At 63.5% G+C, this 26,811-nt stretch carries 25 protein-coding genes and 1 riboswitch; of the genes, 16 read left to right on the top strand and 9 right to left on the bottom strand.

Features of this window, described 5'->3' with window-relative positions; all coding sequences use genetic code 11:
- Positions 1 to 27 precede the first annotated feature (27 nt).
- Positions 28 to 936: a polyprenyl synthetase family protein gene (locus HQ843_RS06405; protein ID WP_180899298.1), complete on the bottom strand. Its 909-nt coding sequence runs from the start codon at positions 934 to 936 to the stop codon at positions 28 to 30.
- A gap of 135 nt (positions 937 to 1,071) precedes the next feature.
- On the opposite strand from HQ843_RS06405, the gene HQ843_RS06400 reads away from it, so the two are divergent.
- The 4 genes from HQ843_RS06400 to HQ843_RS06385 all read left to right on the top strand — a co-directional run bounded on the left by HQ843_RS06400 (position 1,072) and on the right by HQ843_RS06385 (position 3,608).
- Positions 1,072 to 1,797 carry a biosynthetic peptidoglycan transglycosylase gene (locus tag HQ843_RS06400; RefSeq protein ID WP_180899299.1) on the top strand — a complete coding sequence of 242 codons (726 nt, stop codon included), beginning with the start codon at positions 1,072 to 1,074 and terminating at the stop codon, positions 1,795 to 1,797.
- Between the two features lie 75 nt (positions 1,798 to 1,872).
- Positions 1,873 to 2,520: a glutathione S-transferase family protein gene (locus tag HQ843_RS06395; protein WP_180899300.1), complete on the top strand. Its 648-nt coding sequence runs from the start codon at positions 1,873 to 1,875 to the stop codon at positions 2,518 to 2,520.
- Between the two features lie 188 nt (positions 2,521 to 2,708).
- On the top strand, positions 2,709 to 2,894 hold the full coding sequence (gene rpmF, locus HQ843_RS06390) for a 50S ribosomal protein L32 (protein ID WP_097106820.1): 186 nt from the start codon (positions 2,709 to 2,711) through the stop codon (positions 2,892 to 2,894).
- A gap of 186 nt (positions 2,895 to 3,080) precedes the next feature.
- Positions 3,081 to 3,608 carry a DUF3291 domain-containing protein gene (locus HQ843_RS06385; protein WP_180902300.1) on the top strand — a complete coding sequence of 176 codons (528 nt, stop codon included), beginning with the start codon at positions 3,081 to 3,083 and terminating at the stop codon, positions 3,606 to 3,608.
- Positions 3,609 to 3,683: 75 nt separating this feature from the next.
- On the opposite strand, the gene phaR is transcribed toward HQ843_RS06385, so the two are convergent.
- The gene (gene phaR / locus HQ843_RS06380; protein WP_180899301.1) at positions 3,684 to 4,235 is read right to left on the bottom strand and encodes a polyhydroxyalkanoate synthesis repressor PhaR; all 552 of its coding nucleotides are present in this window, start codon (positions 4,233 to 4,235) and stop codon (positions 3,684 to 3,686) included.
- Positions 4,236 to 4,436: 201 nt separating this feature from the next.
- On the opposite strand from phaR, the gene HQ843_RS06375 reads away from it, so the two are divergent.
- Positions 4,437 to 5,618 (top strand): acetyl-CoA C-acetyltransferase, encoded by a 1,182-nt coding sequence (locus tag HQ843_RS06375; protein ID WP_180899302.1) that lies wholly within the window; start codon positions 4,437 to 4,439, stop codon positions 5,616 to 5,618.
- A gap of 141 nt (positions 5,619 to 5,759) precedes the next feature.
- On the opposite strand, the gene HQ843_RS06370 is transcribed toward HQ843_RS06375, so the two are convergent.
- The gene (locus HQ843_RS06370; RefSeq protein WP_180899303.1) at positions 5,760 to 5,945 is read right to left on the bottom strand and encodes a hypothetical protein; all 186 of its coding nucleotides are present in this window, start codon (positions 5,943 to 5,945) and stop codon (positions 5,760 to 5,762) included.
- 40 nt (positions 5,946 to 5,985) lie between these two features.
- Positions 5,986 to 6,141 (bottom strand): DUF3309 family protein, encoded by a 156-nt coding sequence (locus HQ843_RS06365; RefSeq protein ID WP_180899304.1) that lies wholly within the window; start codon positions 6,139 to 6,141, stop codon positions 5,986 to 5,988.
- 871 nt (positions 6,142 to 7,012) lie between these two features.
- On the opposite strand from HQ843_RS06365, the gene HQ843_RS06360 reads away from it, so the two are divergent.
- The 5 genes from HQ843_RS06360 to HQ843_RS06340 all read left to right on the top strand — a co-directional run bounded on the left by HQ843_RS06360 (position 7,013) and on the right by HQ843_RS06340 (position 13,148).
- Positions 7,013 to 10,135, top strand: coding sequence for a helicase-related protein (locus HQ843_RS06360; RefSeq protein ID WP_180903509.1), 3,123 nt, complete (start codon positions 7,013 to 7,015; stop codon positions 10,133 to 10,135).
- A gap of 4 nt (positions 10,136 to 10,139) precedes the next feature.
- On the top strand, positions 10,140 to 10,523 hold the full coding sequence (locus HQ843_RS06355; protein ID WP_180899305.1) for an RNA-binding S4 domain-containing protein: 384 nt from the start codon (positions 10,140 to 10,142) through the stop codon (positions 10,521 to 10,523).
- A 178-nt stretch (positions 10,524 to 10,701) separates the two neighbouring features.
- Positions 10,702 to 11,040, top strand: coding sequence for a ferredoxin FdxA (gene fdxA / locus HQ843_RS06350; RefSeq protein WP_180899306.1), 339 nt, complete (start codon positions 10,702 to 10,704; stop codon positions 11,038 to 11,040).
- A 456-nt stretch (positions 11,041 to 11,496) separates the two neighbouring features.
- Positions 11,497 to 12,069, top strand: a complete 573-nt coding sequence (locus HQ843_RS06345) for a CarD family transcriptional regulator (protein WP_018067479.1) — start codon at positions 11,497 to 11,499, stop codon at positions 12,067 to 12,069.
- 215 nt (positions 12,070 to 12,284) lie between these two features.
- Complete coding sequence (locus HQ843_RS06340) at positions 12,285 to 13,148, top strand: RNA polymerase factor sigma-32 (protein WP_180899307.1); 864 nt, start codon at positions 12,285 to 12,287, stop codon at positions 13,146 to 13,148.
- Between the two features lie 5 nt (positions 13,149 to 13,153).
- Here the strand turns inward: HQ843_RS06340 and HQ843_RS06335 are convergent, their stop codons facing one another.
- From HQ843_RS06335 to thiB, 4 genes are all read right to left on the bottom strand, one after another.
- Positions 13,154 to 14,662, bottom strand: a complete 1,509-nt coding sequence (locus HQ843_RS06335) for a M48 family metalloprotease (RefSeq protein WP_180899308.1) — start codon at positions 14,660 to 14,662, stop codon at positions 13,154 to 13,156.
- A gap of 103 nt (positions 14,663 to 14,765) precedes the next feature.
- A complete protein-coding gene (locus tag HQ843_RS06330; RefSeq protein WP_180899309.1) occupies positions 14,766 to 15,413 on the bottom strand; it encodes a thiamine ABC transporter ATP-binding protein in 648 nt (215 codons plus the stop codon).
- A gap of 14 nt (positions 15,414 to 15,427) precedes the next feature.
- Positions 15,428 to 17,044, bottom strand: coding sequence for a thiamine/thiamine pyrophosphate ABC transporter permease (gene thiP, locus HQ843_RS06325; RefSeq protein WP_180899310.1), 1,617 nt, complete (start codon positions 17,042 to 17,044; stop codon positions 15,428 to 15,430).
- A 358-nt stretch (positions 17,045 to 17,402) separates the two neighbouring features.
- Positions 17,403 to 18,413 carry a thiamine ABC transporter substrate binding subunit gene (gene thiB, locus HQ843_RS06320; protein WP_180899311.1) on the bottom strand — a complete coding sequence of 337 codons (1,011 nt, stop codon included), beginning with the start codon at positions 18,411 to 18,413 and terminating at the stop codon, positions 17,403 to 17,405.
- A gap of 38 nt (positions 18,414 to 18,451) precedes the next feature.
- Positions 18,452 to 18,550, bottom strand: a riboswitch (TPP riboswitch).
- Between the two features lie 228 nt (positions 18,551 to 18,778).
- On the opposite strand from thiB, the gene HQ843_RS06315 reads away from it, so the two are divergent.
- The 5 genes from HQ843_RS06315 (at position 18,779) to HQ843_RS06295 (ending at position 24,562) form a co-directional block, all read left to right on the top strand.
- Positions 18,779 to 19,216 carry an FKBP-type peptidyl-prolyl cis-trans isomerase gene (locus HQ843_RS06315; protein ID WP_180899312.1) on the top strand — a complete coding sequence of 146 codons (438 nt, stop codon included), beginning with the start codon at positions 18,779 to 18,781 and terminating at the stop codon, positions 19,214 to 19,216.
- Between the two features lie 385 nt (positions 19,217 to 19,601).
- Positions 19,602 to 21,221: a glucan biosynthesis protein gene (locus HQ843_RS06310; protein WP_180899313.1), complete on the top strand. Its 1,620-nt coding sequence runs from the start codon at positions 19,602 to 19,604 to the stop codon at positions 21,219 to 21,221.
- Positions 21,205 to 21,381, top strand: coding sequence for a hypothetical protein (locus tag HQ843_RS06305; protein WP_180899314.1), 177 nt, complete (start codon positions 21,205 to 21,207; stop codon positions 21,379 to 21,381). Before HQ843_RS06310 ends, HQ843_RS06305 begins: the two co-directional genes overlap by 17 nt.
- Positions 21,382 to 21,557: 176 nt before the next feature.
- Positions 21,558 to 23,375, top strand: coding sequence for a glucans biosynthesis glucosyltransferase MdoH (gene mdoH / locus HQ843_RS06300; RefSeq protein ID WP_180899315.1), 1,818 nt, complete (start codon positions 21,558 to 21,560; stop codon positions 23,373 to 23,375).
- A gap of 47 nt (positions 23,376 to 23,422) precedes the next feature.
- Positions 23,423 to 24,562, top strand: a complete 1,140-nt coding sequence (locus HQ843_RS06295) for an OpgC family protein (protein WP_180899316.1) — start codon at positions 23,423 to 23,425, stop codon at positions 24,560 to 24,562.
- On the opposite strand, the gene HQ843_RS06290 is transcribed toward HQ843_RS06295, so the two are convergent.
- Complete coding sequence (locus HQ843_RS06290; protein WP_180899317.1) at positions 24,554 to 26,071, bottom strand: MDR family MFS transporter; 1,518 nt, start codon at positions 26,069 to 26,071, stop codon at positions 24,554 to 24,556. The genes HQ843_RS06295 and HQ843_RS06290 overlap by 9 nt on opposite strands.
- A gap of 121 nt (positions 26,072 to 26,192) precedes the next feature.
- On the opposite strand from HQ843_RS06290, the gene HQ843_RS06285 reads away from it, so the two are divergent.
- Positions 26,193 to 26,735 carry a MarR family winged helix-turn-helix transcriptional regulator gene (locus tag HQ843_RS06285; RefSeq protein ID WP_180899318.1) on the top strand — a complete coding sequence of 181 codons (543 nt, stop codon included), beginning with the start codon at positions 26,193 to 26,195 and terminating at the stop codon, positions 26,733 to 26,735.
- Positions 26,736 to 26,811 lie beyond the last annotated feature (76 nt).

The raw sequence follows: 26,811 nt of genomic DNA, 5'->3' as shown, positions 1-26,811 counted from the left end.
CAACGGGGCGGGCAACGGGGCGGGACCTCAGTTCTCGCGTGAGGCCACGAAACGGGCCGCGGCGATCAGCGTCGCGGCCCGCGCGCCGAACGGGGCAAGCAGGGTCTCGGCCTCATCGACCAGTTCCGACAGCCGGCGCTCGGCCCATGCTTCGCCGTGCAGCGACACCAGCGTACCCTTGCCGCGCCCGGCATCCTTGCCGGTCGCCTTGCCCATGGTTGCGGCGTCGGCCCTCAGGTCGAGAAGGTCGTCGGCCAGTTGAAAGGCAAGGCCGATCACCGCGCCGAAACGGGCAAGCCGGGCGCGATCGTCTACGCCCGCACCGGAAATGATCGCGCCCGCTTCCGTTGCGAACCGGATCAGCGCGCCGGTCTTCATCGCCTGCAGGGTCACGATACCGGCCTCATCCGGGGGCGTCTTCTCCGCGGCGAGATCGAGCGCCTGCCCCCCCGCCATGCCGCCAATGCCCGAGGCCCGCGACAGCGCGCTGACAAGGGCAAGACGCGCGGCGGGCGTAAGCCCGGTCGCGTCATCGGCGATGATATCGAAGGCAAGCGTCAGCAGGCTGTCGCCGGCGAGAATGGCGGCGGCCTCGTCGAACGCCTTGTGCACGGTCGGCCGTCCCCGGCGCAGATCGTCGTCATCCATGGCCGGCAGGTCGTCATGGATCAGCGAATAGCAATGGATGCATTCAAGGGCTGCGGCCACGCGCAGCGCCGCGTCTTGCCGCCCGTCCAGAAGCCGCGTGGACTCGATCACCAGAAACGGCCGGAAACGCTTTCCGCCGTTCAGCACCCCGTGACGGATCGCCGCCATCAGCGCTTCGGGCCGCGCCGTTTCACCGACAAGCGGCTCTGGACCGAGCAATCGGTCGAGGCAGGCTTCGACATCCTGTCGGGCGCTGGCAAGGCGGTGGGTGAATTCGGCATCTGACATGGGGCCATGTCTTGGCATGCGGGCGGGCGGCGTTCAAGCGGTTTTCCGCACGTTTCGCGCAGGGCCGACCGCGCCTTTTCTTGGCGCCCGCTTCACGCTATGGAAGGGGCGGATTTCACGAAAGCCAATGAACCGATGCGCCATGACGAGATGCCGGAAGACGATGACGACGAGGCCCCGCGCCGTTCGCCTTTCCGCCGTCTGATCCGCTACGGCGTGATCGCCGTCATCGTGATCGTGTTGCTGCCCTACCTGCTGCTGCCGCTCTACCGGCCATCCTTCGTCCATCCGGTCTCGGTGCCGATGCTCGCCCGGCTGTTTTCCGGCTACGACCGGCAATGGGTGCCGTTCGACGCGATCGCGCCGGTGCTGGTGCAATCGGTGATGATGTCGGAGGACGGGCAGTTCTGCAATCATGACGGCGTCGACTGGGGCGAATACAAGGCCGTGGTCGAGGATGCGCTTGCCGGGAAATCCGTGCGCGGGGCCAGCACCATACCGATGCAGACGGTCAAGAACCTCTATCTCTGGAACAGCCGCTCCTATCTCCGCAAGGCGCTCGAACTGCCGCTGGCGATCACCGCCGATATTGTCTGGCCCAAGCGGCGGATCATGGAAATCTATCTCAACATCGCCCAATGGGGGCCGGAAACCTTCGGCATCGAGGCGGCAGCACGCGAACAGTTCGGCGTGTCCGCAGCCAGTCTCAATGCCCGCCAGGCGGCGCTGCTCGCCGTCTCGCTGCCCGATCCCGTGGGCCGGCAGGCGGCAGCGCCCAGCGGCCATATGCGCAATCTCGCGGCCAGGGTGGAACGGCTGGCATCGCGCTCGGGCGGCTATATAAGCTGCCTTTATGATTGACATTCGACAATATTGTTGGTGCCGGACGCCGAAATCGGGTTAACTCCCGCGCAAACGGGATCGGAAGGGTGAGGCATGAGCGATCTGACGCTTTATATCGGCAACAAGAAATATTCCTCCTGGTCGCTCAGGCCATGGCTGGCGATGGAGGCCGCCGGCATTCCGTTCAAGGAAGTGCTGATCCCGTTCGATTTTCCCGCCGGCAATCCGCGCTTCCGCGAGGTCTCGCCCGTCGGCCAGGTGCCGGTGCTGCATCACGGCAACTTCCGGGTCTGGGAATCGCTCGCGATCATCGAATATGTCGGCGAACTCTATCCCGAGGCCCAGCTCTGGCCCGACGACAGGATCGAACGGGCGGCGGCGCGCGCCATCTCGGCGGAAATGCACGCAGGCTTCCGGGCGTTGCGCGGCGCCTGCCCGATGAATTTCGGCCGCAAGCCCGCCCCTTTGGCCGTGGACGACGCCGTCAGGGCCGATGTCCGGCGCATCGAAACGCTGTGGGCGGACGCGCTCGAGACATCCGGCGGGCCGTTCCTGTTCGGCAGTTTTTCGGCGGCCGATGCGATGTATGCGCCGGTCGTCAACCGGTTCGAGGTCTATGAACTGACCGACAGCACCACATCGGCGGCCTATATGAACGCGATCAGAAGCCTGCCGGCGTTCCAGCGCTGGCGCGACGGCGCGCTTGCCGAAAGCTGGGTGGTTCCCGAAGACGAAGTCTGAGCCGGGTTTGCGCCAAGTGTCCGCCCGGCTTCCGCCCGGCTTCCGAATGAGTCAAAAAAATGCCGGGGGGACTGGTCAAACCTCCGTTTGCCCTGTATAAGCGCGCCAAATTTCAAGTATTCTAAGGGCGATCTTGCGGTGGTTTCACCCGCCGATGATTGAGCCTTGCCCCAAATGGAGTAGTTCCAATGGCTGTACCGAAAAGAAAAACGACCCCGTCGAAGCGCGGTATGCGCCGTTCTGCCGACGCTCTCAAGGCTCCGACCTATGTCGAAGACAAGAACTCCGGCGAACTGCGCCGTCCGCACCATATCGATCTGAAGACCGGTATGTATCGCGGCCGCCAGGTTCTGACGCCGAAGGAAAGCGCCTGATCCATCAGGCCCGTTTCCGCTGAATTGAAAAAGCCGCCCCTCGGGGCGGTTTTTTGTTTAATTGATGCAGGTCCGGTTTTCTCCGGGTCTGCTTTTTTGTATGTTTCAGGCAGCGAAAATATTGTGTTTCGCAGCAAGCACACGGTCGAAAGGCGACCCGAGGTCCGTAGTGAGGAACTGCGCACGATGCTTCTTGCACTTTATACTTTCGGACAGTTCATCAAGCCTGCCGATGACGAGGCCAATGACGGATTCCGGGATATTAATGACCCGATCTTCGGCATCGTCGATGTTGCCGAGGGTTTGATTGCGCGTTCCGGCTATGCATCAGATGCCGGGCCTCTTGCGTGGGGAGAGGAAGTCTATCCTCGGTTCTACGATGACCGTGGCGATGGATGGGCTCCGGCAACACTGTCGCTCTGGACGGATATCGAGGCGCTCTATGCCTTCACCTATTCCGGATTGCATGCCGAAGCAATTCGCCGTGGTCGGGAGTGGTTCAGACAGGGCGACTGGCCGCCGCTGGTGATGTGGTGGCACGCTGATGTCGAGCGTCGTCCGATCTGGGCCGAGGGTGTGGAGCGGTACGAATTTCTTCATGACCACGGCGCCTCGCCGTTCGCCTTCACCTTCAAAGAACCATTTGATCGTGATGGCAATCGCACAAACCTCGACAAGACGCGGGTCAGGGAATTGCGTAACGCCGCAAATTGATTGCCGTCTTCAAAAAACAGCTATCTGCATCTGAATGCGGGCCCGCGTTTCACCGAAACGTGAGCCCGCTTTTTCTCACATATTGTCGATACGGTCCTGCAGAACCCGCAACTGCCGCCTCAGATCGTCGAGGTCGCCGGCTGCCGCGTTGTGCATGCCGTCGAGGTCTTCCTCGTCTGCCGCGGCGCGGTAGCTGGTGGCGCCGAGACCGGCCTGACGCGCGGCCTCCTCCTTGCGGTAATATTCCCGCTTCAGCGGATTGGCGTAGAGCGCCTTGTCCATCTGCTCGCGCATATGGGTCTGCTGCTCGGAGAACGCCTTCATGGCGTTGTCGAGAAAGCCGGGCAGCATCGCCTGCATCTGGTCGCCGTAATAGCCGATGATCTCGCGCAGGAACGAAACCGGCAGGATCGCCTGATCGGATTTCGCCTCCTGTTCGAAGATGATCTGGGTCAGCACGGTGTGGGTGATGTCGTCGCCGGCCCTGGCGTCCTTGACGGTGAAATCCTCTCCTCTTTTCACCATGTCGGCCAGGTCTTCCAGCGTCACGTAACTGCTGGTGCCGGTATTGTAGAGCCGGCGGTTGGCGTATTTCTTGATGATGGTCGGTCCGTCGCTTACGGGCATTATGCCTCCTCCCCGCGATCTGTTTCCTCTTCCCGGCTCAGATGTAACCTTAAAAAACGCCCTGGTACAATGATTTTGTCGCAATGCAGCGATGGCGGCAATGCCGCCTGCCTCACCGGGAAAAGCGGCGGCGGCGGGCGGTTTGACTTCGCGGACCGGCTTCTGCACATTGCCGCTGTCGTGAATTGGGGAGAGAGTGAAATGTCCGGTTCGGCAATTGTTATTGCAGGCGCGGCGCGCACGCCCATCGGCGTTCTGGGCGGTGCGCTTTCGGGCGTGGCCGCCCATGAACTCGGCGCCGTCGCGATCGCCGAAGCGCTTTTCCGGGCGGGGGTTTCGCCGGCGGAGGTCGACGAGGCGATCCTCGGCCAGGTGCTGACCGCCGGCGCCGGCCAGAACCCCGCACGCCAGGCGGCGATGGCGGCCGGCATGCCGGCGGAAAAGACCGCGATCGTCATCAACCAGCTCTGCGGATCGGGGCTCCGGGCCGTCGCGCTCGGCATGCAGCAGATCCTTGCCGGCGATGCCGAAATCGTCGTGGCGGGCGGACAGGAATCGATGTCGCTGTCGCCGCATTGCGCCAATCTTCGCAGCGCAACGCGCATGGGCGATGCCACCATGGTCGACACCATGCTGAAGGACGGCCTGGTCGATGCGTTCTATGGCTATCATATGGGCATCACCGCGGAGAATATCGCCGAGCGCTGGGGCCTGACGCGGGCGATGCAGGATGACTATGCCGCCCGCTCGCAAAACCGCGCCGAGGCCGCCCGCGCCGCCGGTCGCTTCGCCGATGAGATCGTGCCGGTCACGGTCGCCGCGCGCAAATCCGAAACGGTGATCGACCAGGATGAAGGCATCCGCGAGGGCATGACGCCGGAAGGGCTGGAGCGGCTGCGGCCCGCCTTCATGGACGGCGGCAGCGTGACCGCCGGCAATGCCTCGGGCATCAATGACGGCGCGGCGGCGCTTGTGCTGATGGACGAAGCCAATGCGCAAAAGCGCGGGATCGAACCGTTGGCGCGGATCGTCTCATGGGCGACGGCCGGCGTCGATCCGCAGATCATGGGCACGGGCCCGATCCCGGCCTCGAAAAAGGCGCTGACGAAGGCCGGATGGCAGGTTGGCGATCTCGACCTGATCGAGGCCAACGAGGCGTTTGCGGCGCAGGCCTGCGCGGTCGTGCGCGACCTCGGGCTCGATCCCGAAAAGGTCAACGTCAATGGCGGGGCGATCGCGCTCGGCCACCCGATCGGCGCGTCCGGCGCGCGGGTGCTGACGACGCTGCTTTACGAAATGCGCCGCCGCGATGCGAAGAAGGGCCTTGCCACGCTCTGTATCGGCGGCGGCATGGGCATCGCCATGTGCGTGGAACGGCCCTGAAGGCAAAAAGAAGGCGTCGCACGTGGCGACGCCTGGATCGGCGAGCGTGGGGTGCTGCGAGCCGATCTTGACGCGACAGCCAGAGGCGCGCGCCGCTTTCGATGGCGCCGGCATACAAGACGCTGCCGGCGCGATCCTGTCTTACCTTGCGGTTGCCGCGCCAACGCCAGCGCCGATAAGGCCGCCGGCAACAGCACCGGTAGCATCGCCCGTCAAGGCGGCGCCGGTTGCCACGCCAAGGCCGCCGCCGATTGTGGCGTTGCGCTGCGTCGTCGAGCATGCAGCCAGCGGAAGAAGGATCGCGATGGCGAGAACGGTCTTTTTCATAAGTTCAGGTCTCCAATGTTCTTTGTCAGATATAGCCTGGTCAGATATAGCCTGCCAGCAGCAGGATTATGACGATCAGCAGCACGAGGCCGAGACCGCCCGACGGCCCATAGCCCCAGTTGGTGGAATGGCCCCAACGTGGCAGTGCGCCGATCAGAAGCAATATCAGAATAATAAGAAGAATGGTGCCCAACATATCTTTCCCTCTCCATTGGAATGGTCGGATAGTAAACGCGGGCTTGTCGAAATTTGTTCCCGCCCTGCGTTCCCGGCACGCTGGAAAAATGATTAACGGCGGCCGCCGCTGCCGGCGGCAACCGCCTGAAATCTATGGTTAACAAAACCTTATTCCGCCACATATAGCGGTGAACAAAACAGGAAAACCGGCAGGTAAGCGATTCGTCGCTGATTCGTTCCGGCTTTGGCCCGAAAGTTAACGGGCGCTGCTTTCGCGGGCATTCGCAAGCCTCTTCACCTTGAGAAGATAGGCCGTCGCGCGACCGGTCGAAAACCCGGTGGCAAGGCCGATGACGGCGTTGACGGTCAGCATGAAAGGCACGTTTTGAGCAAGCGCGGGAAAACCTCACGAATGGCAGCGGTTTGCAATTCACGCTTGGCCGGATGCGGCGCGATCTGGCGAACTGGCGCGTGCATGGCCTGCTCCTGCCTCGACGATCTGCGCCGGACGGGCCTGCTGGCGGGTTGAGGCATATGGTTAACGCCGGACCCGAATCCGGCCGTTCGCCGCATTCCCCCAAAAATCCGAATCCAGATGTGGACAGGGTGCCGCCATTTTTCGCAACATCTAGCCGTGAACAAATCAGGAAAACAGCAGAGTCAGCGATTCGTCTGTGATTCGTTCGCTTCTGTTCCAAATCTTAACGGGAGGGCATTTTCGCGGCTGAAATTGCGGGTTCCCCTTGCTTGTCGGGCGGGGGCAGGCCATCTATAGGAAAAGCGGCTGCCGCGGACTGACGGAGCCGTTTCGCGCAGCGAAGAAAGACCGTCGGGGGCGAGCGTTTGGCCCCGGCCACATGATTTGGGACCGGACATTGAATTCTGAAGCAATGATCTTGAGCGGACGCGGCGTCACCGCGATGCTCGGTCCGACCAATACCGGCAAAACCCATTTCGCGATCGAGCGCATGGTGGCGCATTCCTCCGGCGTGATCGGCCTGCCGTTGAGGCTGCTTGCCCGCGAGGTCTATGCCCGCATCGTCGAGCGCGTCGGCGTCAACAATGTCGCTCTGATCACCGGCGAGGAGAAGATTGCCCCGCCGAAAGCGCGCTTCAGCGTCTGCACCGTGGAGGCCATGCCGCGCGAGGCCGATGTCGCCTTCGTCGCGATCGACGAGGTCCAGCTTGCCGGCGATCTCGAGCGCGGACACATCTTCACCGACCGCATCCTGCACTTGCGCGGACGCGAGGAGACGCTGCTTCTAGGCTCGGCCACCATGCGCCCGATCCTGCAGAAACTGCTTCCGGGCATCTCCGTGGTCGAGCGGCCCCGGCTGTCGCAGCTTTTCTATGCCGGGCAGAAGCGGATCACCCGCCTGCCAAGGCGCTCGGCGGTCGTCGCCTTTTCCACCGAGGAGGTCTACGGGATCGCGGAACTGATCCGCCGCCAGCGCGGCGGCGCGGCCGTTGTGCTCGGCGCGCTCAGCCCGCGCACCCGCAACGCCCAGGTCGAACTCTACCAGAACGGCGATGTCGAATATCTGGTGGCGACCGACGCGATCGGCATGGGTCTCAACCTCGATGTCGACCATGTCGCCTTCGCCCAGGACCGCAAGTTCGACGGCCATCAATATCGCAACCTCAATCCCGGCGAGCTCGGCCAGATCGCCGGCCGCGCCGGGCGGCATATGCGCGACGGCACGTTCGGCGTGACCAGCCGGGTCGCCCCGTTCGACGATGAACTGGTGGACCGGCTGCAATCGCACCATTTCGATCCCGTCAGGGTGCTGCAATGGCGCTCCAAGGCGCTCGATTTCTCCTCGCTGCAAAGCCTGAAGGCAAGCCTTGACGACGTGCCGCGCGTGCAGGGACTGACGCGGGCGCTGCCTGCCGTCGACCAGCGCGCGCTTGAATTCCTGGCCCGCAATCCGGACGTCGCCGGCAAGGCGGACCGGCGCGCCCGGATCGAACTTCTCTGGGACGCCTGCGCGCTGCCGGATTACCGCCGGATCACGCCCGCCCAGCACGCCGAACTGATCGCCTCGCTCTATCTCGACCTTGTCGAGCGCGGCACGGTGGACGAGGATTTTCTCGCACAGCAGGTCCGGCATGCCGACCGAACCGACGGCGAAATCGATACTTTGTCGGCACGGATTGCCCAGATCAGAACATGGACTTATGTTTCGAACCGGCCCGGATGGCTTGCCGATCCGACACACTGGCAGGAAAAGACGCGGAAAATCGAGGATCGGCTGTCAGATGCGCTGCATGAGAGGTTGACGAAACGCTTCGTTGACCGCAGGACATCTGTGCTGATGAAGCGCCTGAGAGAGAATGCGATGCTTGAAGCTGAAGTGAGCGTGAATGGGGATGTCTTTGTGGAAGGACATCATGTGGGGGAACTGGCGGGCTTCCGTTTCAAAGCCGTGGCCGGGGCCGAGGGTCCCGACGCCAAGGCGATAGAAGCGGCCGCACAGAAAGCGCTGGCGCTGGAGTTCGAGGCGCGCGCCGCGCGGCTGCATGCCTCCGGCAATGGCGACCTGGCGCTCGATGCGTCGGCGACCGTGCGCTGGCTCGGCGATCCGGTGGCGCGTCTGGTGGCCTCCGACAACATCTTGCGCCCGCGCGTGATCGTGCTGGCCGACGAGCAGTTGACGGGTGCAGCGCGCGACCATGTCGCAGCCCGCATCGAGCGCTATGTCAACCACCAGATCCAGACCGTGCTGAAGCCGCTCGACGATCTTGCCAGCGCCGAAGACCTTGAGGGCATCGCGCGCGGCCTCGCCTTCCAGCTGGTCGAGGCCTATGGCGTGCTGTTCCGCCGCGATGTCGCCAATGAGGTGAAAACGCTGGATCAGGACGCGCGCGCCTCGCTGCGCCGCTATGGCGTGCGTTTCGGGGCTTATCATGTATTCATGCCCGCCCTGCTGAAGCCCGCGCCCGCCGAAATGATCACGCTCTTATGGGCGCTGAAGAATGACGGGGTCGAAAAGCCGGGCTATGGCGACCTGATCTCGGTGCTGGCCGCCGGCCGCACCTCGGTCGTCACCGACCCGACTTACGAGCGCGAATTCTACAAGCTCGCCGGTTTCCGTTTCCTCGGAAAGCGCGCCGTGCGTATCGACATTCTCGAACGCCTCGCCGATCTCATCCGTCCGCTGACGCAGTGGAAGCCGGAAGCGGGCTCGCCCCGGCCGGAAGGCGCATTCGACGGCCGCCGCTTCGTGACCACGCCGGCGATGATGTCGATCCTCGGCGCCACCGCCGACGATATGGAGGAAATCCTCAAGGGTCTCGGCTATCGCGCCGATATCGCGTCGGAACAGGAGGTCGCGCAGCTTGCCGAAATCCAGACCGCGCGCGATGCCGAAAGGGCCGCGCGGCAGGCGCCGAGCGGCGTGACGGTGGAAACCGTCGCCAGGAAGGCCGTCGCCGAAAAACCCGTCGAAGCTGAAAAGCCGGCCGCCGAGGCCTCGACGGACGCGCAGGAACCGGCTGCGGCGGAAGCCTCCGAAGAGACCTCCGCAGCCGAAACGGAAACCGCTGAGACGCCGGTAGCCGAGACGCCGGCCGAAGAGCCGACGGCCGAGGTTGCCGCGACGCCGGTTACGGACGAACCCTCCGCGCCTGACGTCGACAAGGCCGAAGCGACCGCCGAGGACAAGCCGGAAGAAGAGCCGAAGCCGGTTCTGCTGTGGCGTCAGGCAGGCCGCAACGAGCGCAACAACCGCCCCCAGCAGGGTCGCGGCCAGCCACGCGGCGAAGGCCGCGGACGCGGGCAGCAGGGTGGCCGCAAGGGCGGCGGCGAACCCGGTGAAGGCCGTGGCGAGGGCGAGCGGCCCGGCAAGGGCGGCCCGGGCGGCAAGGGTGGAAAAGGCGGCAAGGGACCACGCCGGGATCGCAATGACGATCATGCGAACCAGCGCCCGCCGCGCCGCGAAAAGGAAAAACCGATCGATCCCGATTCGCCGTTTGCAAAGCTCGCCGCGCTGAAGGCGCAGATGAAGCGGTAACGTCATGGTTGATGCCGCGACAAGACAGCGCATCGACAAATGGCTGTTCTTCGCGCGCATCGTCAAGACCCGCTCGCTGGCGCAGAAACTGGTGCGCGACGGCAAGGTCCGGCTCAACGGATCGCGGCTGGTCCGCCCGAGCGTCGAGGTGGGTGACGGCGACAGGCTCGTCGTTTCGCTGGAGCGCCGCGATGTTCATCTGATCGTGCGCGCGCCGGGTATGCGCCGGGGGCCGTTTACGGAGGCGCAGGCGCTGTACGAGGATGTCAGCCCGCCGCCGCAAGCGCGTGAAGCGCTGACCGCGTTTGAGCAGGCGCAGCGGGTTCCGGGCTCCGGACGGCCGACCAAGAAGGAACGCCGCGACCTTTCGAAACTGCGCGGCGATTGAACCGGCCGCCGCAGTTTGGAAAGTTCTACCCGTCCCGCCCCGGTTTCGAGCATGAAATGGTCTTGCCCGGCCGTTTGAAAGTCGGTACTCCCCGGGCAGAGTTTATGGATGCAAAGCCCGAGGCAAACCGGTTCTCGGTTCTGCCGGGCCGGCACCGACCGTTTTTCTGGAGTCTTTCATGACCTATGTCGTGACCGATAACTGCATCAAGTGCAAATATACCGATTGCGTCGAAGTCTGCCCGGTGGACTGTTTCTACGAGGGCGAGAACTTCCTCGTCATCCATCCCGACGAATGCATCGACTGCGGCGTTTGCGAGCCGGAATGTCCGGCCGAGGCGATCAAGCCCGATACCGAGCCCGGCCTCGACAAGTGGTTGAAGCTGAACGCCGATTTTTCCGAATCCTGGCCCAATATCACCATCAAGAAAGAGCCGCTTCCCGAAGCGGAAGAGATGGACGGGGTCGAAAACAAGTTCGAGCAATTCTTCTCCGACAAGCCCGGCGCGGGCGACTGAACGCCCTGCCCGCAGGGCTGATACGGGCACGCGAACGCCCGTTCCCCATGCGTTGACCGGGCGTCAACGAACGCCGCTTTTTTCGGGCCGGGGTACAATTTTGGGCTTGGCGAACCGCTTCAATTCGGTTAGGTGTCGGCCATGGACCACTCTCCCGCCGGTGACAGCGCGTCACGGGTGCACGGCTCATTGATTTCTGCTGCGAGACATGCTATATAATTGGCACTGACCCATAAAACGGCAGCTTTGTCCTAAAAGCCGAAGAAAGAAATCAACCCAAACGTCGAATAATCGGAATTTTTGAAGACCTTTGTCTTCAGATCAGGATTTCGTGTCGCTTTTCGTTGCCCGTTCGATGGAAACAGTGGGTGGCAACCTCCGTTGCCCCACCCTCCGGATCATGCATGTCCGGAACCGGCGCCCGCCGGATGCGTAACAGGGAGTTTTTGAAAGCCTATGACAGTACAACAGAAAAAGCCTGCCGGCCGCCACGGTTTCAAACCCGGCGAGTCCATCGTCTACCCTGCCCACGGCGTTGGCATGATCAGCGCGATCGAGGAGCAGGAAGTGGCCGGCATGAAGCTCGAACTCTTCGTTATCGAATTCGACAAGGACAAGATGCGCCTGAAAGTGCCGGTGGCCAAGGCCATGAGCATCGGCATGCGCAAGCTTTCGGAGACCGATTTCGTCGAGCGCGCGCTGAAGGTTGTGCAGGGCAAGGCCCGCGTGAAGCGCACCATGTGGTCGCGCCGCGCGCAGGAATATGACGCCAAGATCAATTCCGGCGACCTGATCTCGATCGCCGAAGTGGTTCGCGATCTTTACCGCGCCGAAAACCAGCCCGAGCAGTCCTATTCCGAACGCCAGCTCTATGAGGCAGCGCTCGACCGCATGGCGCGCGAAATCGCCGCCGTCAACAAGATGTCGGATACCGAGTCTGTCCGTCTGATCGAAACCCACCTTGCCAAGGGTCCCAAGCGCGGCAAGGCCGCCGAAGACGAAGACGACGCCCGCGAGGAAGCCGCCTGACAAAGCCAAACTTGCCGCAGTGATTGTAGAAAATCCGGTCTTTTAGGCCGGATTTTTTATGTTCCAGCCCTGTGATATGAAAAAATGAAATCCATGTTGAACCAAATGGCCCCGGTTTGCGTTGAAGTTACCGAGGAGCGATGGGAAATGCGTCACGCTTGACGCGATCCCAAGCACTCGTTGGCCCAAACAACGCGCCTTCCGGGAGCTCAGCCATGGATATCGACGTACAGGACCACCGCATTGCCAGCGCAGCGATGGCGGCGCCCTATCTCACACGCGAACAGGAAACAGAACTCGCGACCCGCTGGCGGGTCGAGGACGACAGCAATGCGCGCGACGACATCGCAATGGCGCATCTGAGGCTGGTGGTCTCGATGGCCGGCAAGTTTCGCGGCTTCGGCCTTCCCCGGGCGGATCTGGTGCAGGAAGGCTATGTCGGCCTGCTGGAAGCGGCCGCCCGGTTCGATCATCAGCGCGGCGTCCGGTTTTCCACCTATGCCAGCTGGTGGGTGCGGGCCTCGATGCAGGACTACGTGCTGCGCAACTGGTCGATCGTGCGCGGCGGCACCAGCTCCACCCAGAAGGCGCTGTTCTTCAAGCTGAGACGGCTTCGCGCCAAGATCGCGGCGCGCGACCGGAACATGAGTTCGCAGGCGATCTACGAGGAGATCGCCGCCAGCCTCGGCGTCTCGGTTTCGGATGTCCAGGTCATGGATGCCCGCCTTTCCGGCAATGACGCTTCGCTTCAGGCCCCTGTCGGGAGCGAGGGCGAGGACGGCGCCGAACGGATCGATCTCCTGGTTTGCGATGCGCCGCTTCCCGAAGAGCAGGTTTCCGGCATCATCGACGGCGAGCGCCTGCATCTTCGGCTGAAGCGCGCGCTCACCAAGCTCTCGGCGCGGGAGAACCGCGTGATCCGCGCGCGCAAGCTCGCCGATGACGGCGCCACGCTCGCCGAACTCGGCGCCGAACTCGGCATCTCCAAGGAACGCGTCCGCCAGATCGAAACCCGGGCGCTTGAAAAGCTGAAAATGGCGATGACATCGGACGGGCCCACCGAGCTCGCGATCGCCTGAGCGCCCTACTGCGAAACGATCTTCACCGTGTCGCCCGCCGAAAGCGTCGCGCCCGGCTGCAATGCGTTCAGCACCTGGAACAGGGCGAGCTTGCGGTTGGTTCCCATCATCTGCGCGGCGATGCTGGCAACCGTATCGCCCGGCTTGACGGTAACGATGCGAAGCCTCAGCGGCTTCAGATCGGCGGCCTCGGCCGGCGTCAGCTTGTGGAACGACGAGCGGACGGAGAAGGCAACGTCCTCCAGCGCGCCGCTGCCGCGCGGAGCGGCGGTCAGCAGGCGGTATATGTCGCCGCCGTCGCGGATCACGGTCACATCGAAAACCCAGTCGCCGGCGACCGCCTTCGCGGTTGCGGCCGACATTCCGTTGACGGTGGTGGTCTGAACCGAGCCATCCACCAGTCCCGTCACCCAGCCGCTCCTGATATAATCCTCGAGGTTGCGCCGGCCATTGGCCTTGACCCCGTCGAAACGGATCGCGACATCGCCGGGGCCGGTGGCCACCACCGCATTGGCCTTGTCGGTCATCACGAAGCCGGGCGGCACCTCAAAGGCGATCTGCAGTTTCGGATGATAGAAATCACGGTTGCGGATATAGCCCTGCTCCGGATTGCTGCCGTAAAGCAGGCCATTGATTCCGTTCAGGAAATACTCGCGCCCGATCTCTGTGGCGCCGACATTGGCATAGAGCGCAGCCTGTTCGGCGGCAAGCTCGATACGCCGCGGCGTATTGGGATGGCTTGACAGGAAGTCCAGGCTCTCGCCTTCCGCCCCGGTCGATTCATATTGCGCATAGGCCGCCATCGAACGCAGGAAACGCGATGCGGCATAGGGATCGTAGCCGGCTTCCGCCAGCATGCGGATACCGATCGCGTCGGCCTCCAGCTCCTGCTGGCGCGAGAAGGCGGCGAGGCGCAGCTTGCCGCGCGCGGCGATCTGGCCGACCTCCGGATTGCCCGGCAGCACCTCGGAAATCACCTCGTTGGAAATCGCTTCCGCTTCCTCGCGGCGCTGGCGCTCGATGCCGTGATTGGCGGTCACATGGGCCATCTCGTGCGACAGCACGGCGGCGATCTCGGAGGCGTCGGTGGCAAGCGCCAGCAGCCCGCGCGTGACATAGAGATAACCGCCCGGCAGCGCGAAGGCGTTGATGCTCGGCGAATTCAGGATCGTGATCCGGTAGGTCTGGCGCGGATTTTCCGACACGGCCGTCAGCGCTCCCGCCACGCGGGCCACCAGCTTTTCCACCTGCGGATCGCGGTACTGACCACCGTAATTCTCGAGAATGCGCGGATGCTCGCGCGCGCCCATTGCCGCGTTCGGATCGTTGCGGGTCAGCGCGTCGACGGTCTGCTCGGCAGCGGCCGGGGTTTCCGGCAGGATAAAGAACGTGTCGTTGGTCTGGCATGAGGAAAGCCCCAGCGCGCCGATCAGGACGAACACCGAGGGCCGCACTCCCGGCAGGAAGCGCCTGCGTCTGTCTTGCCTGCGGCCGCGGCCGACCAAATTTACCATGCCTGTCGCGTTCGAAGGAACGCGTCCCTGCTCACTGCGGTCCGGCGCGAGCCGCCCGGCGCTTGTTTCACTCTATCATATTTGACGTTCAGTGCGCCAAGGGTCAATAGCGCGCGGAAAGTCGTCCATCCTCGACAACCAGACGGTGGTCGGCAATCGCCTCCACCTCGTCCGGCTCGTGCGAGATGATAACGACGGTATTGCCGGATTCGCGGTGAAGTTCAAGCAGCAGCCTGCCCATCTCGCCGCGCATTTCGGGATCGAGGGCGGCGAAGGGCTCGTCGAGCAGCAGAACCGGCCGGTCGCGCACCAGCGCCCGGGCAAAGGCCGCGCGCTGGCGCTCTCCGCCGGACAGCGTCGCCGGCCGGCGCTTGTCATAGCCCGCCAGCCCGACCCGCTCCAGCGCATCGCGCACCCTTTCCCGTCCGGCATCGTCGAGCTTCAGGGCGGGATCAAGGCCGAGGCCGACATTGGTGAAGATATCGAGATGGGCAAACAGGTTGTTGTCCTGAAACACCACCGTTACCGGCCGTTTCGAAACATGAAGCGCGTTCACGCGCTCCCCGGCGATCAGGACATCGCCGCTATCGGGCTTCTCGAAGCCGGCGATCAGGTTCAGGAGCGTCGATTTGCCGGAGCCGGAGCGGCCGGTCACCGCACTCACCTTTGCCCCCTCGATCCGGCCGTCGAAGAGAAAATTCTTCTCCCCGAGCCGGAGAGCCACATCGCGGAGGGTAATATCGACGGGCATTGTCGCTTCCTTTGTCATCGCGCGGCAGGCTGACGAGTGCCGGCAACCATCAGGACAAGGCAGATCGCGCCAAGAAGAAGCGCCAGCCCGTTGGCATCGTCCGTGCGGTAGCTGCCGAGCCGGCTGTAGAGCAGCCAGGGCAGCGTTGTCAGGTCATCGCCGCCGAACAGCGCCACGGCGCCGAGATCGCCGAGCGACAGCGCCGTGGCGAAGGAAAGCGCGGTCGAAAGCGGCTTTTTCAGACCCGGCCAGTCGACGATCCGCATTCTGGCGAGACCGGACAGGCCGAGGCTTGCCGAAAGCCGCGCGGTGCGCGCCCGGTGGACGGCGATTGCCGGCGCGAGCACCCGCAGCACGAAGGGCAGCGCCATCAGCGCATTGATGCCGGCGACCACCAGCGGCGCGGCGGCATCCGTCAGGCCAAAGGGGCGCAGCAGCAGGAACCAGCCGGTTCCCAGCACGATCGGCGGCACCAGCAGCACCAGCGACCCCATCGCCGCCATCGTCGCGCTGAAACCGCGCTCGGCGACGTTCGGTCGCTTCGCCGCGGCCACCGCCCCGGTGGCGGTGATGAAGGCGAGCGCAACGGAAAGCGATATCAGAGCCGCGCCGAACGCGATCGCAAGGCTTGTCGCGGTGGCGCTGAGAAATATCCGCTCGCCGAGCAGCTTGAGGAGGTCGGCCTCGACGCCCTTGATGACGATGATGGCGAGCGGCAGAGCCAGAAAGACCGTGAAAAGCGCGATCAGGCCGGTATCGGCCGCGACCCTGAGCCGGCCGGCGCCATCCGGGCGGGCAAGGGCGGTATCGGCGCTCGTGCCGGGATCGGCGGCCTTGGGCAGAAAGGCGAGTGCTGTCAGCACCATACCGGTCAGCCCGATCTGCATGCCGGCAAGGGCGACGGCGCGCGCGGGATTGAAATCGAAGCGCAGCGCCTGATAGATCGCGACCTCGATCGTGGTCGCAGCCGGCCCGCCGCCGAGGATAAGCACCAGCGTGAACGAGGTGGCGCAGAGCATGAAGATCAGCCCGGCGACGCCTGCAATCAGCGGCGCGATCACCGGCCATTCGATGAAGCGGAACACCGCGCGTCCGGGCATTGAAAGCATCGCCGCCGATTTGAAATATTCCTGCGGCACCCGTTCAAGCCCCGCCAGGAACAGGCGGGCGGCGAGCGGCAGGTTGAAATAGACATGGGCGAGCAGAATGCCCTGCAGGCCATAAATTTGCAGTGGACGACCAAAGCCCGCAAATGTCAGCAGATCGTTGAATATCCCCTGCCGGCCCCAGATGCCGATCAGCCCGAGCGCGCCGATCAAGACCGGCAGGCCAAGCGGCACGGCCATCAGCCGCACGATCCAGAGCCGGCCCGGAAAATGCGGCCGCCGCGCCAGCGCCCGGGCGACGGGGATGGCGAGCGCTACCGAAATCAGCGTCGACAACGTGGCCTGCCAGAGCGTGAAGCGCAGGATGCGCCAGACATAGGGCTCGTCAAAGACCGCGATCGACGCCTGCAGCCGCCCGAAACCGGACAGCGCCACAATCGCGATCACGATAAAGCCGACCACGCCGGCAAGGGCGACGATGCCGTAGCCGTAACTGCGACGGCGCTCGGAGGGGGACAGGAACACGGGGCGCGGCCTCCGTCTCAGGCGCTGCCGGGCGGGTCGGCCCGGCAGCATTTGGAGGATGGATATGCGACCCTTCGCAGAATCGGCCGACCACCTCGCCCCTCAAGGAGCAGTTCTGTTGCATATGGGCGTGGCGTCTTGCTCCCGATACTCTCTCCCGCCTGCCGGAGAGATGCCCCGAAAGGGGCAGTGAGGGTAATGCAGCGTTTCGGATTGTGAGGGCGTTCGCGGGGATGGACTCGCCCCTCACTGTCGCTGTCGCGACATCTCTCCCCTCCGGGGCGAGAAGATTGGGGGGCTATGCGGCGCGGCCGTGTGTCGCGGCGCTGCCCGAAGCTTGAGACGGAAACAGCCGCACTCACCGCGCGCTCATGGCGTTCAGCCATTCATCGATCCATTTCTGACGGTTTTCGGCGACCACGTCCGGTGAAAATTGCAGGGTCTTTTCGGGCTTGACCGCATCCGCGAAGGCGGCGGGCAGCGGATCGGTGGTGGCGGCTGCCGGCATCATCCAGTTATGGGTCGGGATCGCGTCCTGAAAACCGGGGGTCAGGATGAATTCGAGGAAGGATTTCGCAAGCGCGGGATCATCGGCCATGGCGGTCATGCCGGCGACCTCGATCTGGATATAGAGCCCGTCCTTGAAATCGATCGCCTTGTAGCGATCGCTGCCCTCGGCGATCTCGTGATAGGCCGGCGAGGTGGTGTAGGACAGCACCATCGGCGCCTCGCCGCTGGTAAACAGCCCGTAGGCCTCCGACCAGCCCGGCGCGACCGTCAGGATCCGGTCGGAGAGTTTTTTCCACTGCTGGGCGGCGTCATCGCCATAGACCGATTTCATCCACAGCAGCATGCCGAGCCCGGGCGTGGAGGTGCGCGGGTCCTCGATCACCAGCTTCTCGCCGGCGGGTCCGTTGACCAGTTCGTCGAGCGTGGTCGGCGGCGCGTCGATGCTTTCGGTGTCATAGACGATGTCGAACCAGCCGTAATCGAAGGGCACGAACACTTCGTCGGAAAAACCGCCGGGAATTTCGGTATTCTCGGTCGAGACCCCGGAGTCTGCGAAAAAGCCGGTTTCCTTCGCCTCGTGGATCAGGTTGTTGTCGAGGCCGAGAACGATGTCGGCCGGGCTCGACTGCCCCTCAAGCTTCAGCCGGTTGAGAAGGGCGACGCCATCCTGGACGCTGACGAATTTCAGCGTGCAGCCGCAGGTCTTCTCGAAGGCCGCCTTCACCAGCGGTCCGGGCCCCCATTCGGCATTGAAGCTTTCATAGGTGTAGACGGTGAGGACCTTGCCCTCCTGGGCTGCCGCCGGCAGGGCCGGAAGGGCTGCGAGCGCCAGAATTGCGATGGCTGAGCGATGGATCATGACGCCTCCTTTGTGTTCCGTGACTGAAGGGGAAAACGGCGTCCTGCGCCTCTAATCCCTCCGCCGGTGCTAGCCGGATCAGGTTCTTCGGGTTGGCCTCAGGCCTCTCAGCGAAAATCGCACCCCGTTAGAGCTCATCAACACCTATCGCGGCGCTCCCGGCATTTCAAGAGGCGCATGATTTGAAAAATCGGCTCAAACGCACTAGGTAAAGAGCGGGTCCGGCCTGCCGGATGCCAAGCCGGTCGTCATGCGAAAACAAAGCGTGTCGGCTCATCCTTCAGGGGCGAAAGCACTCTGGAAACGGGAAACGGCGCGGCCGATCGCGGCCAGCGTGCAGTGTTCAAAAGGAAGGAGCACACGAAATGACAGAAGCCAAAACGGGCGATACCGTTCGTATTCACTACACCGGAACCCTCAATGACGGTTCGACCTTTGACAGTTCCGATGGCCGCCAGCCGCTGGAATTCACCGTGGGCGCCGGCCAGATCATCCCCGGCCTCGACCGCGAGATCGCCGGCATGGCCGTCGGAGACAATCGCGATGTGAAGGTGGCCTCCACCGAAGCCTACGGCCCCCACGACCCGCAGAAGGTGCAGGTCGTACCGCGCTCCGCGATGCCGCAGGAGGTCGAGGTCGCCCCCGGCATGCAGCTTCAGGCGCGCACGCCCGATGGCCAGACCGTGCCGCTGATCGTCACTAGGGTCGAGGAGCGGGAAGTCACGGTCGATGCCAATCATCCGCTGGCGGGCCAGGACCTGAACTTCGCGGTCGAACTGGTCGAGATCGTGAAGGCCGCCTGATCGGGGTCCCTGATCAACGCTGCCGCGCGGTTTTCGAACTATGTGAAAATATTGCGGCGCGAAGGTGGCAACCTGCCATGATTTTGCCATTCTTTGGCTGAATGGCTTTGCTAATAATGGGCTGGTACGCAACGCCGTGTGTCAGCCCTTTTTGGTGAGCCATACCCATGCCGGATTCCCGGAAAGACGTCTTTATCGATCGAAACTATTTCCTTTCAGTGATGGAACCGAAACGGGTTTGCCTCGTTTGTGACTCGTTCGCGTCTTATTGGCGCAGGACATTCGCGCAACCGCGTGCCTCAGCCTATGGTAGCCGGAGGGAATGAATATATTGCCCCGCACCATTTCAGATTATGTATCCATTTTAAGCTAACGGGATTTGCGCATGAAGAGACGAACCTTTCTGGCCCAGACGGCGGTCGGCGCGCTCGCTCTTTCCGGTGTGGGCGGCAACGCGTTCGCGCAGCAGGCAGTCGAGCCAGGCAAGATGCCGGAAGCCAACGCCGCGGTCGAGGCGGCCGGCCCGCCCCCCGATGCGTTCAATTTCGACAAGCTGACGGCGGACATGAAGGCAAAGGCCGGCGAGCCCTATCAGGAGCCGTCGCAGGATGTCCCCGAGCCGTTCAAGGACCTTCAATACGACGATTACCGTGCGATCCGTTACGATCCCAACAAGGCGATCTGGCGCGACCAGTCCGATTTCCAGCTCCAGGCCTTCGCGCTCGGCTGGCTGTTCAAGACGCCGGTCGATATCTACGAAGTCGTCGACGGCCAGACCGAGAAACTGGTGTTTACCGGCGACGATTTCATCTATCGCGCGCCCCTCGACATCGAGCAGTTCCACGGCGTCAAACTGCCGGGCGTGGCAGGGTTCCGGATCAACTATCCGCTCAATCGTCCCGAAGTCTCCGACGAGCTGATTTCGTTTCTCGGCTCATCCTATTTTCGCGCGCTCGGCCAGGACAATCTCTACGGGCTGTCGGCGCGTGGGCTCGCGGTCAACACCGCGACCAGCCAGGGCGAGGAGTTTCCGCGCTTCTCCGCCTTCTACATCATGCGCCCGGGAACGGACAACGACAAGATCACGGTTTTCGCAGCGCTCGACGGTCCGAGCGTGACCGGCGCCTACCGTTTCGTGATCACGCCGGGAAAAAATACGCGAATGGATGTCACCGCGCGACTTTTTTTCCGGAACGATATCGAGCGTCTCGGCGTTGCACCCATGACATCCATGTTTCTGTTCGGGCCAGCCAACCACCATGCTTTCGATGACTACCGGGGGCGGGTCCACGACAGCGAAGGGCTGAAGATCGTGCGGGCCGACGGAACGGAATTGTGGCGCAATCTGCAGAATGCGAAATCGCTGGCCAATTCGTTCTTCGGCGAAACCAATCCACGCGCGTTCGGGCTCTATCAGCGCCATCGGGCGTTTGTGGACTACCAGGACGCCGAGGCCCATTACGAGCGCCGGCCCTCGCTGCTGGTCGAGCCGGTCGGCAACTGGGGCAAGGGAACGATTTCGCTGGTCGAGATACCGACCGACAAGGAAGTCAACGACAATATCGTCTGCTTCTGGCAGCCGGACAGCCCCGCCCTGAAAGGCGGCTCCGCCGAGTTCGGTTATCGGCTGACCTGGGGCGCGATCGAGGAAGACCAGGCCCGCCTCGCCCGCGTGATCGATATCCGCAGCGGCGAAGGCGGCGTGTCGGGGGGCGCCGATGACAATGACGGCGTGCGCAAGCTCGTGGTCGATTTCGCAGGCGGCCCGCTCGATGACATGGCGCCCGGCTCGGAACTGCAGGAGCGCCTGCACGTTACCAATGGCGAGATCGTGCATTCCACGGTCTCGGCGATCAGGGGCCAGGGCATCTGGCGTCTGGCAATCGATATCAAACCCGCAGGCGATGCTCCGGTGGAGCTTGTCGGGGCGCTGACGGACGGCAGTCGCGACGTGAGTGAAATATGGTTATATCAGTGGAGAAAAGGCGATGACCAACCAGATTAACGGGTCAGACCAGAAGTCAGAGTTCAGCCGGTTTCTCCCGGCGGCCGCACCGCTTCCCATGCCCGAGCAGCTTCTCGAGCGTCCGCGCCGCAAGGGCGTGATCGCAACGATCCTGTCGCCGGTTCTCGTCTGGCAGCGGCCGCGCTCGGCACGGCTCTAGAGTATTTCCGGTGAAAACGGGATCGCCAGAAATGCTCTATCTATTTGTTTTGACGCATTTTCGCGGACGTCAGGTGGCTCCACCTGACTGCGAAATGCTCTAGAAACCGGAAGGCGATCTTTCCGGGCGGCCTCTCGTCTTGAAACGAGGGGGCCGCAAGGACAGAGGGATGACCGATGCTGGCCTTCAGGCGCACATTTTCGATCGTATTCGCCGCAATCATCGCGATTGCGGCGTCGCGCATCGCGATCGACGTATTTTTCGCCGATGGCGCCGACTGGGTCGATTTCGTGCGGATCGCGCTTTGCGCGGCGACGGCCGCGTGGATCGCGTGGGGCGCGGCGCTCGGCATTGGCGGCCTCATCGGCCGGCGGCTGAAGACGCCGCCGCGCGCATCGCTTGCCGAAAGCGGCCAGGCGGCAAAGACGGCCATCCTGATCCCGGTCTATAACGAGGATCCGCGCGCGACGTTTTCGTCCGCCGCCGCCATGGCGCATTCGCTTGCCGGGACGCCCTATGGCGGGCTTTTCGACATCGCCATTCTCTCCGACAGCCGGGACCCCGACGTGATCGCGCGGGAGGAGGAGTGGTTCCTCACCCTCCACGCCGACATGCCCCGCGAGATCGGCGCCTATTATCGCCGCCGCACCGACAATACCGGCAAGAAGGCCGGCAATATCGGCGATTTCATCCGCCGCCACGGCGCGCGCTACACCTATATGCTGATCCTCGACGCCGACAGCCTGATGGAAGGCGAGACGATCGTGGAAATGCTGCGGCGCATGGAGGGCGAGCCAAGGCTTGGCCTGCTGCAGACGCTGCCGAAGATCATCGCCTCGAAAACCTGGTTCGCCCGGGCGCTACAGTTTTCCGCTGGCCTGTTTTCGCCGATCTTTACCCGCGGCCTTGCCCGCATACAGGGCAATGAAGGGCCGTTCTGGGGCCATAATGCGATGGTGCGCACCAATGCGTTCGCCGAAAGCTGCGGCCTGCCGGCCCTTTCCGGCGCGCCGCCCTTCGGCGGTCATATTCTGAGCCATGACTATGTCGAGGCGGCGTTGCTGACCCGTCAGGGCTGGATCGTGCGCGTCGATCCCGATCTGGAGGGATCGTACGAGGAAGGTCCGCAGAACGCGATCGACTATGCCAAGCGCGACCGCCGCTGGTGCCAGGGCAATCTCCAGCATATCCGCCTGCTGACGGCGCCCGGCCTGCATGGCTGGAACCGGTTCACCTTTCTTCAGGGCGTGATGGCCTATCTCAGCTCGCCGCTGTGGATGGCCTTCATCGCCGCCTCGATCGTCGCGCCGCTGTTTGCGCCCGCGATCGATTATTTTCCGAGCCCCTACCTGCCGGCGATCTTTCCGCGCGCCGAGACCGCGCTCGCGGTCACGCTGCTGGTCGGCGTCGGCGGGCTTTTGATCGGACCGAAGCTGCTGATCGCGCTTCGGGCCGGCATTTCCGGCGAAGCGCGCCGTTTCGGCGGATTTTTCAGGGTGTTCCTGTCCACGCTCATGGAGATCATCTGGTCGTCGGTGCTGGCCCCGATCACGCTGATGTATCAAAGCCGCTCCGTGCTTCAGGTGATTTTCGGCATGGATGGCGGCTGGCCGTCATCCGATCGCGAGGGGCAGACGCTGAAATTCGGCGAATCCTTCAAGGCAAGCTGGTGGATCGTGCTGACCGGCATCCTGATGCTCGCCGGCGCCTGGACCCTCGCCCCCGACCTGTTCTGGTGGCTGACGCCGATCGCCGGGCCGCAGATCCTGTCGCCGCTGCTGATCGCGGCGAGCTCATCGCCCGCGAGCGGACGGCTTGCCTACCACTGCCAGCTGTTCCGCACGCCCGAGGAACAGGCGCGTCCCGCTATCATGTTGGAACGCGACCATGTGCTGGCGCGTTGGAAGGAAAGACCGGTCATCGACCGGGAAACCTATCTGGCCACGCCGCCGGCAGACGCGGCGGAGCCCGCCTATTCGGCAGTGCAGGGATAACGCCTTTGGACGCGAGGAGAAGCACGACCGCCGTTCGGCCGTCACCGGTGAAAAGCAAGCGCGACCCGCGCATCGACGTCCTGCGCGGGCTGGCGCTGATCATCATCTTCATCGACCATGTGCCGGAGAACCTCTACTCGTTCTACACCATGCGGATGTATGGCTTCGCCGATGCCGCCGAAGCCTTCGTGCTGATTTCCGGCATCTCGGCAGGGCTTGCCTATAGCGGCCGGTTCGTCGCGGGTTCGGTGATGGCGACGGCGAAGCGCATCTGGCGTCGGGCGGGCACGATCTACGGCGCCCATGTGTTCTCCACGCTTCTGGTTCTCGCGCTCGCGACGCCGTTTCTGGTGCGTTTCGGCATGGAGGAATTTGCCGATGTCAACGGGCTCTCATGGCTCTGGAAACAACCCCTCGCCACGATTTCCGGCTCCGCCCTGCTGACCTATCAGGTGAGCTATTTCAACATCCTGCCGCTCTATGTCCTGCTGTTTGCGGCCCTGCCCGCTCTGCTTTTCCTCGGCACGCGCAGTATCGGCCTGATGCTCGCGGTCTCGACGGCGATCTGGCTGGCGGCGCGCTATTTCGAGCTTCGGCTGCCCGCCTATCCCGGCGAGTGGGCGTGGTATTTCAACCCGTTCTGCTGGCAATTGCTGTTTGCCCTCGGTCTTGCGATCGGCATCGCCGCCCGGCGCGGCAGGGCGCTGGTCGCGTTCCACCCGGCGCTTTATGCCGTGGCCGTCACCTTCGTGCTTTATGCATTGTGGTGGCGGCTGAGCGGGGAATACAGCTTTCCCTTCCCCGCCCTGATGCCGGAATTCATCGCCGATACCAGCAAGGAAACGCTCGGCCTGCCGCGTATCGCCCATATCATGGCGCTCACCTATATCGTGGTCTACATGCCGGGCCTCAGACGGTTCCTGTCGCTGCCCCTGTTCGAGCCGATCAATGTCATGGGCAGGGCAAGCCTTGCGACTTTCGTCACGGGGTCGCTGATCGCGTTCGCGCTTCAGATTTTCCGCGAGATGACCGGTATAACCGTTCTGGGGGATACGCTGCTGCTGCTGGCCGGCCTCACGGTCCAGTATTATGCCGCCCGCGCGGCACTTGCCCGCGCCGGCAAGGCGAGAGCCGCGATACCGTCGGCAATCACGCCGCCCGCCACCGTCATGAAGCGTTCAGGCTGAACGCCCGGCCGGTTCCGTCGCCGACGCCCCGAGCACCAGCGGCCGAAGCGCGAATGCCGCGACAAGGCCGATCAGGCAGACGGCGGCGGCAAACATGAACAGCATGGTGAACGTATCGCCATAACCGCCGATCGCGAGCGAACGGGCGGGTTCCGGCAGCGCGTCGATAGCGGTCGGCGAAAGTTCCGTAAGCGATCCGACGCCGGGGATGGAAGCGAAACTGCCAAGGCCGTGCGCCAGGATGGCGCCATAGATCGAGATGCCCGCCGACGCGCCGACCATGCGCGACAGCGTCACCGTGCCGGTCGCAGCCCCGACATCGCCGCCGCGCGCCGCATTCTGAACGCCGAGCACCGGCACCTGCTGGCCGAAACCGATGCCAAGCCCGTGCATGCCCATGATCACCGCCATCAGCGCCAGCGGCGCAGCCGCGGAAAACAGCGCCAGCGTGACGAAGGAAAGCGTCGAGATCGACATGCCCAGAATGGCGAGCGGCCGGTATCGTCCGGTGATCGACATCAGCCGCCCGCCGGTGAGCGCGCCGACGGCGAGGCCGCAGGTGACCGGTATGAAGAACAGCCCTGCGGTGGTGGGTGAAAGCCCGTGGACAGTCTGCAGGAACAGCGCGAAGTAATTGACCATGCCGATGGCGATGCTGCCGCTGGCGATCGAAATGACCAGCAGCAGGACAATGGTGGGGTTGGCAAACAGCGAAAGCGGGATCATCGGCTCCGGCGCGCGCCGCTCCACCATCACCCAGAGGCAGGTGAGCACGGCGACCGCGGCGAGCACGCCAAGGCTTGCCGGCGACAGCATCGAGCCGAAGATCTCGCCGGAATCGCACCACAGAACGATCCCCGTCACCATCAGCGCCAGCAGCAATGCGCCAAGGAAATCGATTTTCGGCGTACGCCCGGTCCGGCGGTTTGGAATGAGAATATAGAGCCCCGTAAGAACGACCAGTCCGACCGGCAGATTGACGAGAAAGATCGAGCGCCAGCCGAAAGCGGCCGTCATCGTGCCGCCGAGGATCGGCCCGAGCGCGCCCGACGTCATCAGCACAAGGCTTGCATAGCTCTGGTATTTCGCGCGTTCGCGCGCGGCAAACAGATCGGCGTTGAGCGAGAAGATCGAAACCATCAGCCCGCCGCCGCCAAAGCCCTGCAGCACGCGCGCGGCGATCAGCGTGTTCATCGACACCGCCAGGCCGCAGGTCAGCGAGCCGACCAGAAAGATCACGATCGCCGCCATCAGCACATATTTTCGCCCGATAAGGTCGCCAAGCTTGCCATAAATCGGCATCACCGCGCAGGACGCCAGCAGATAGGCCGAGGCGACCCAGCCGAACCGCTCGATGGCCCCGAACTCGCCGACGATCGTCGGCAGTGCGGTGGAGACGATCTGGTTGTCGAGGGTTGCCAGGAACATCGACGAAAGCAGAAACAGAAAGGCGATGACGCGGCGGCGCGGATTTTCAACCAGTGAGACGAACGGTATCTGTTGGTCCATGGGCGGGTCTGTCTCAGTGGATTTCATGACCGATACATGTGCTGGAAGCAATTATTTGTCAACAGCATAGATATGCTGTATGCATGTTTCAAATTGCCCGATCTTCTGATAGACAGAGAGCATGAACGAAAAAACCGACCCGACAGCCCCCGACCACACCGACGCCATGGCGCGGATTTCCGATGCCATAACGCAGCACCGGCTGATGATGCGGCGGCGAATCATCGGGCGGATCGCGATCGCCAATGTCGCGCCGGCGCTGGACATCACCCATCTCGATGTTCTCGATGTCGTCTATCGCGCCGGCCAGAACGACCGCGCGACGATCGGCTCGGTCGCCGACGGCATGCGGATCGATCCATCGCGCGCAAGCCGGATCGTCGCCGAACTCGTTTCCCAGAGCGTGCTGGAACGCCGCGTCTGCCAGAACGACGCCCGTCGTTCGATCCTGGTGATCACGCCGAAAGGCAAGGTGCTGCTCGACGAGGTCCATGCGGTCAAGCGCCAACTGCTCGAAAGCGTTACCGAGAACTGGTCGGCCGACGACCTCGACCAGTTTTCCAGGCTCTACAAGCGTTTCGTCAACGGACTGGAGGACTACGCCCGCGACCATGCCGCCGGCGAAGCCACAGAAATAGAGGCCAAGACCCGCTCGGCCGGATAGCGCCTCTCATCGAAAGGTCGTCGCTCCGTCCGCGCGTTTTCCGCCTCATCGCACCCACCGACGGCCAAATACCTCG

Source organism: Martelella sp. NC20 (genome assembly GCF_013459645.1).
Lineage (GTDB): Bacteria > Pseudomonadota > Alphaproteobacteria > Rhizobiales > Rhizobiaceae > Martelella.
The sequence above is the reverse complement of the archived record's forward strand: the minus strand, read 5'-3'. Positions and strand labels throughout refer to the sequence as shown.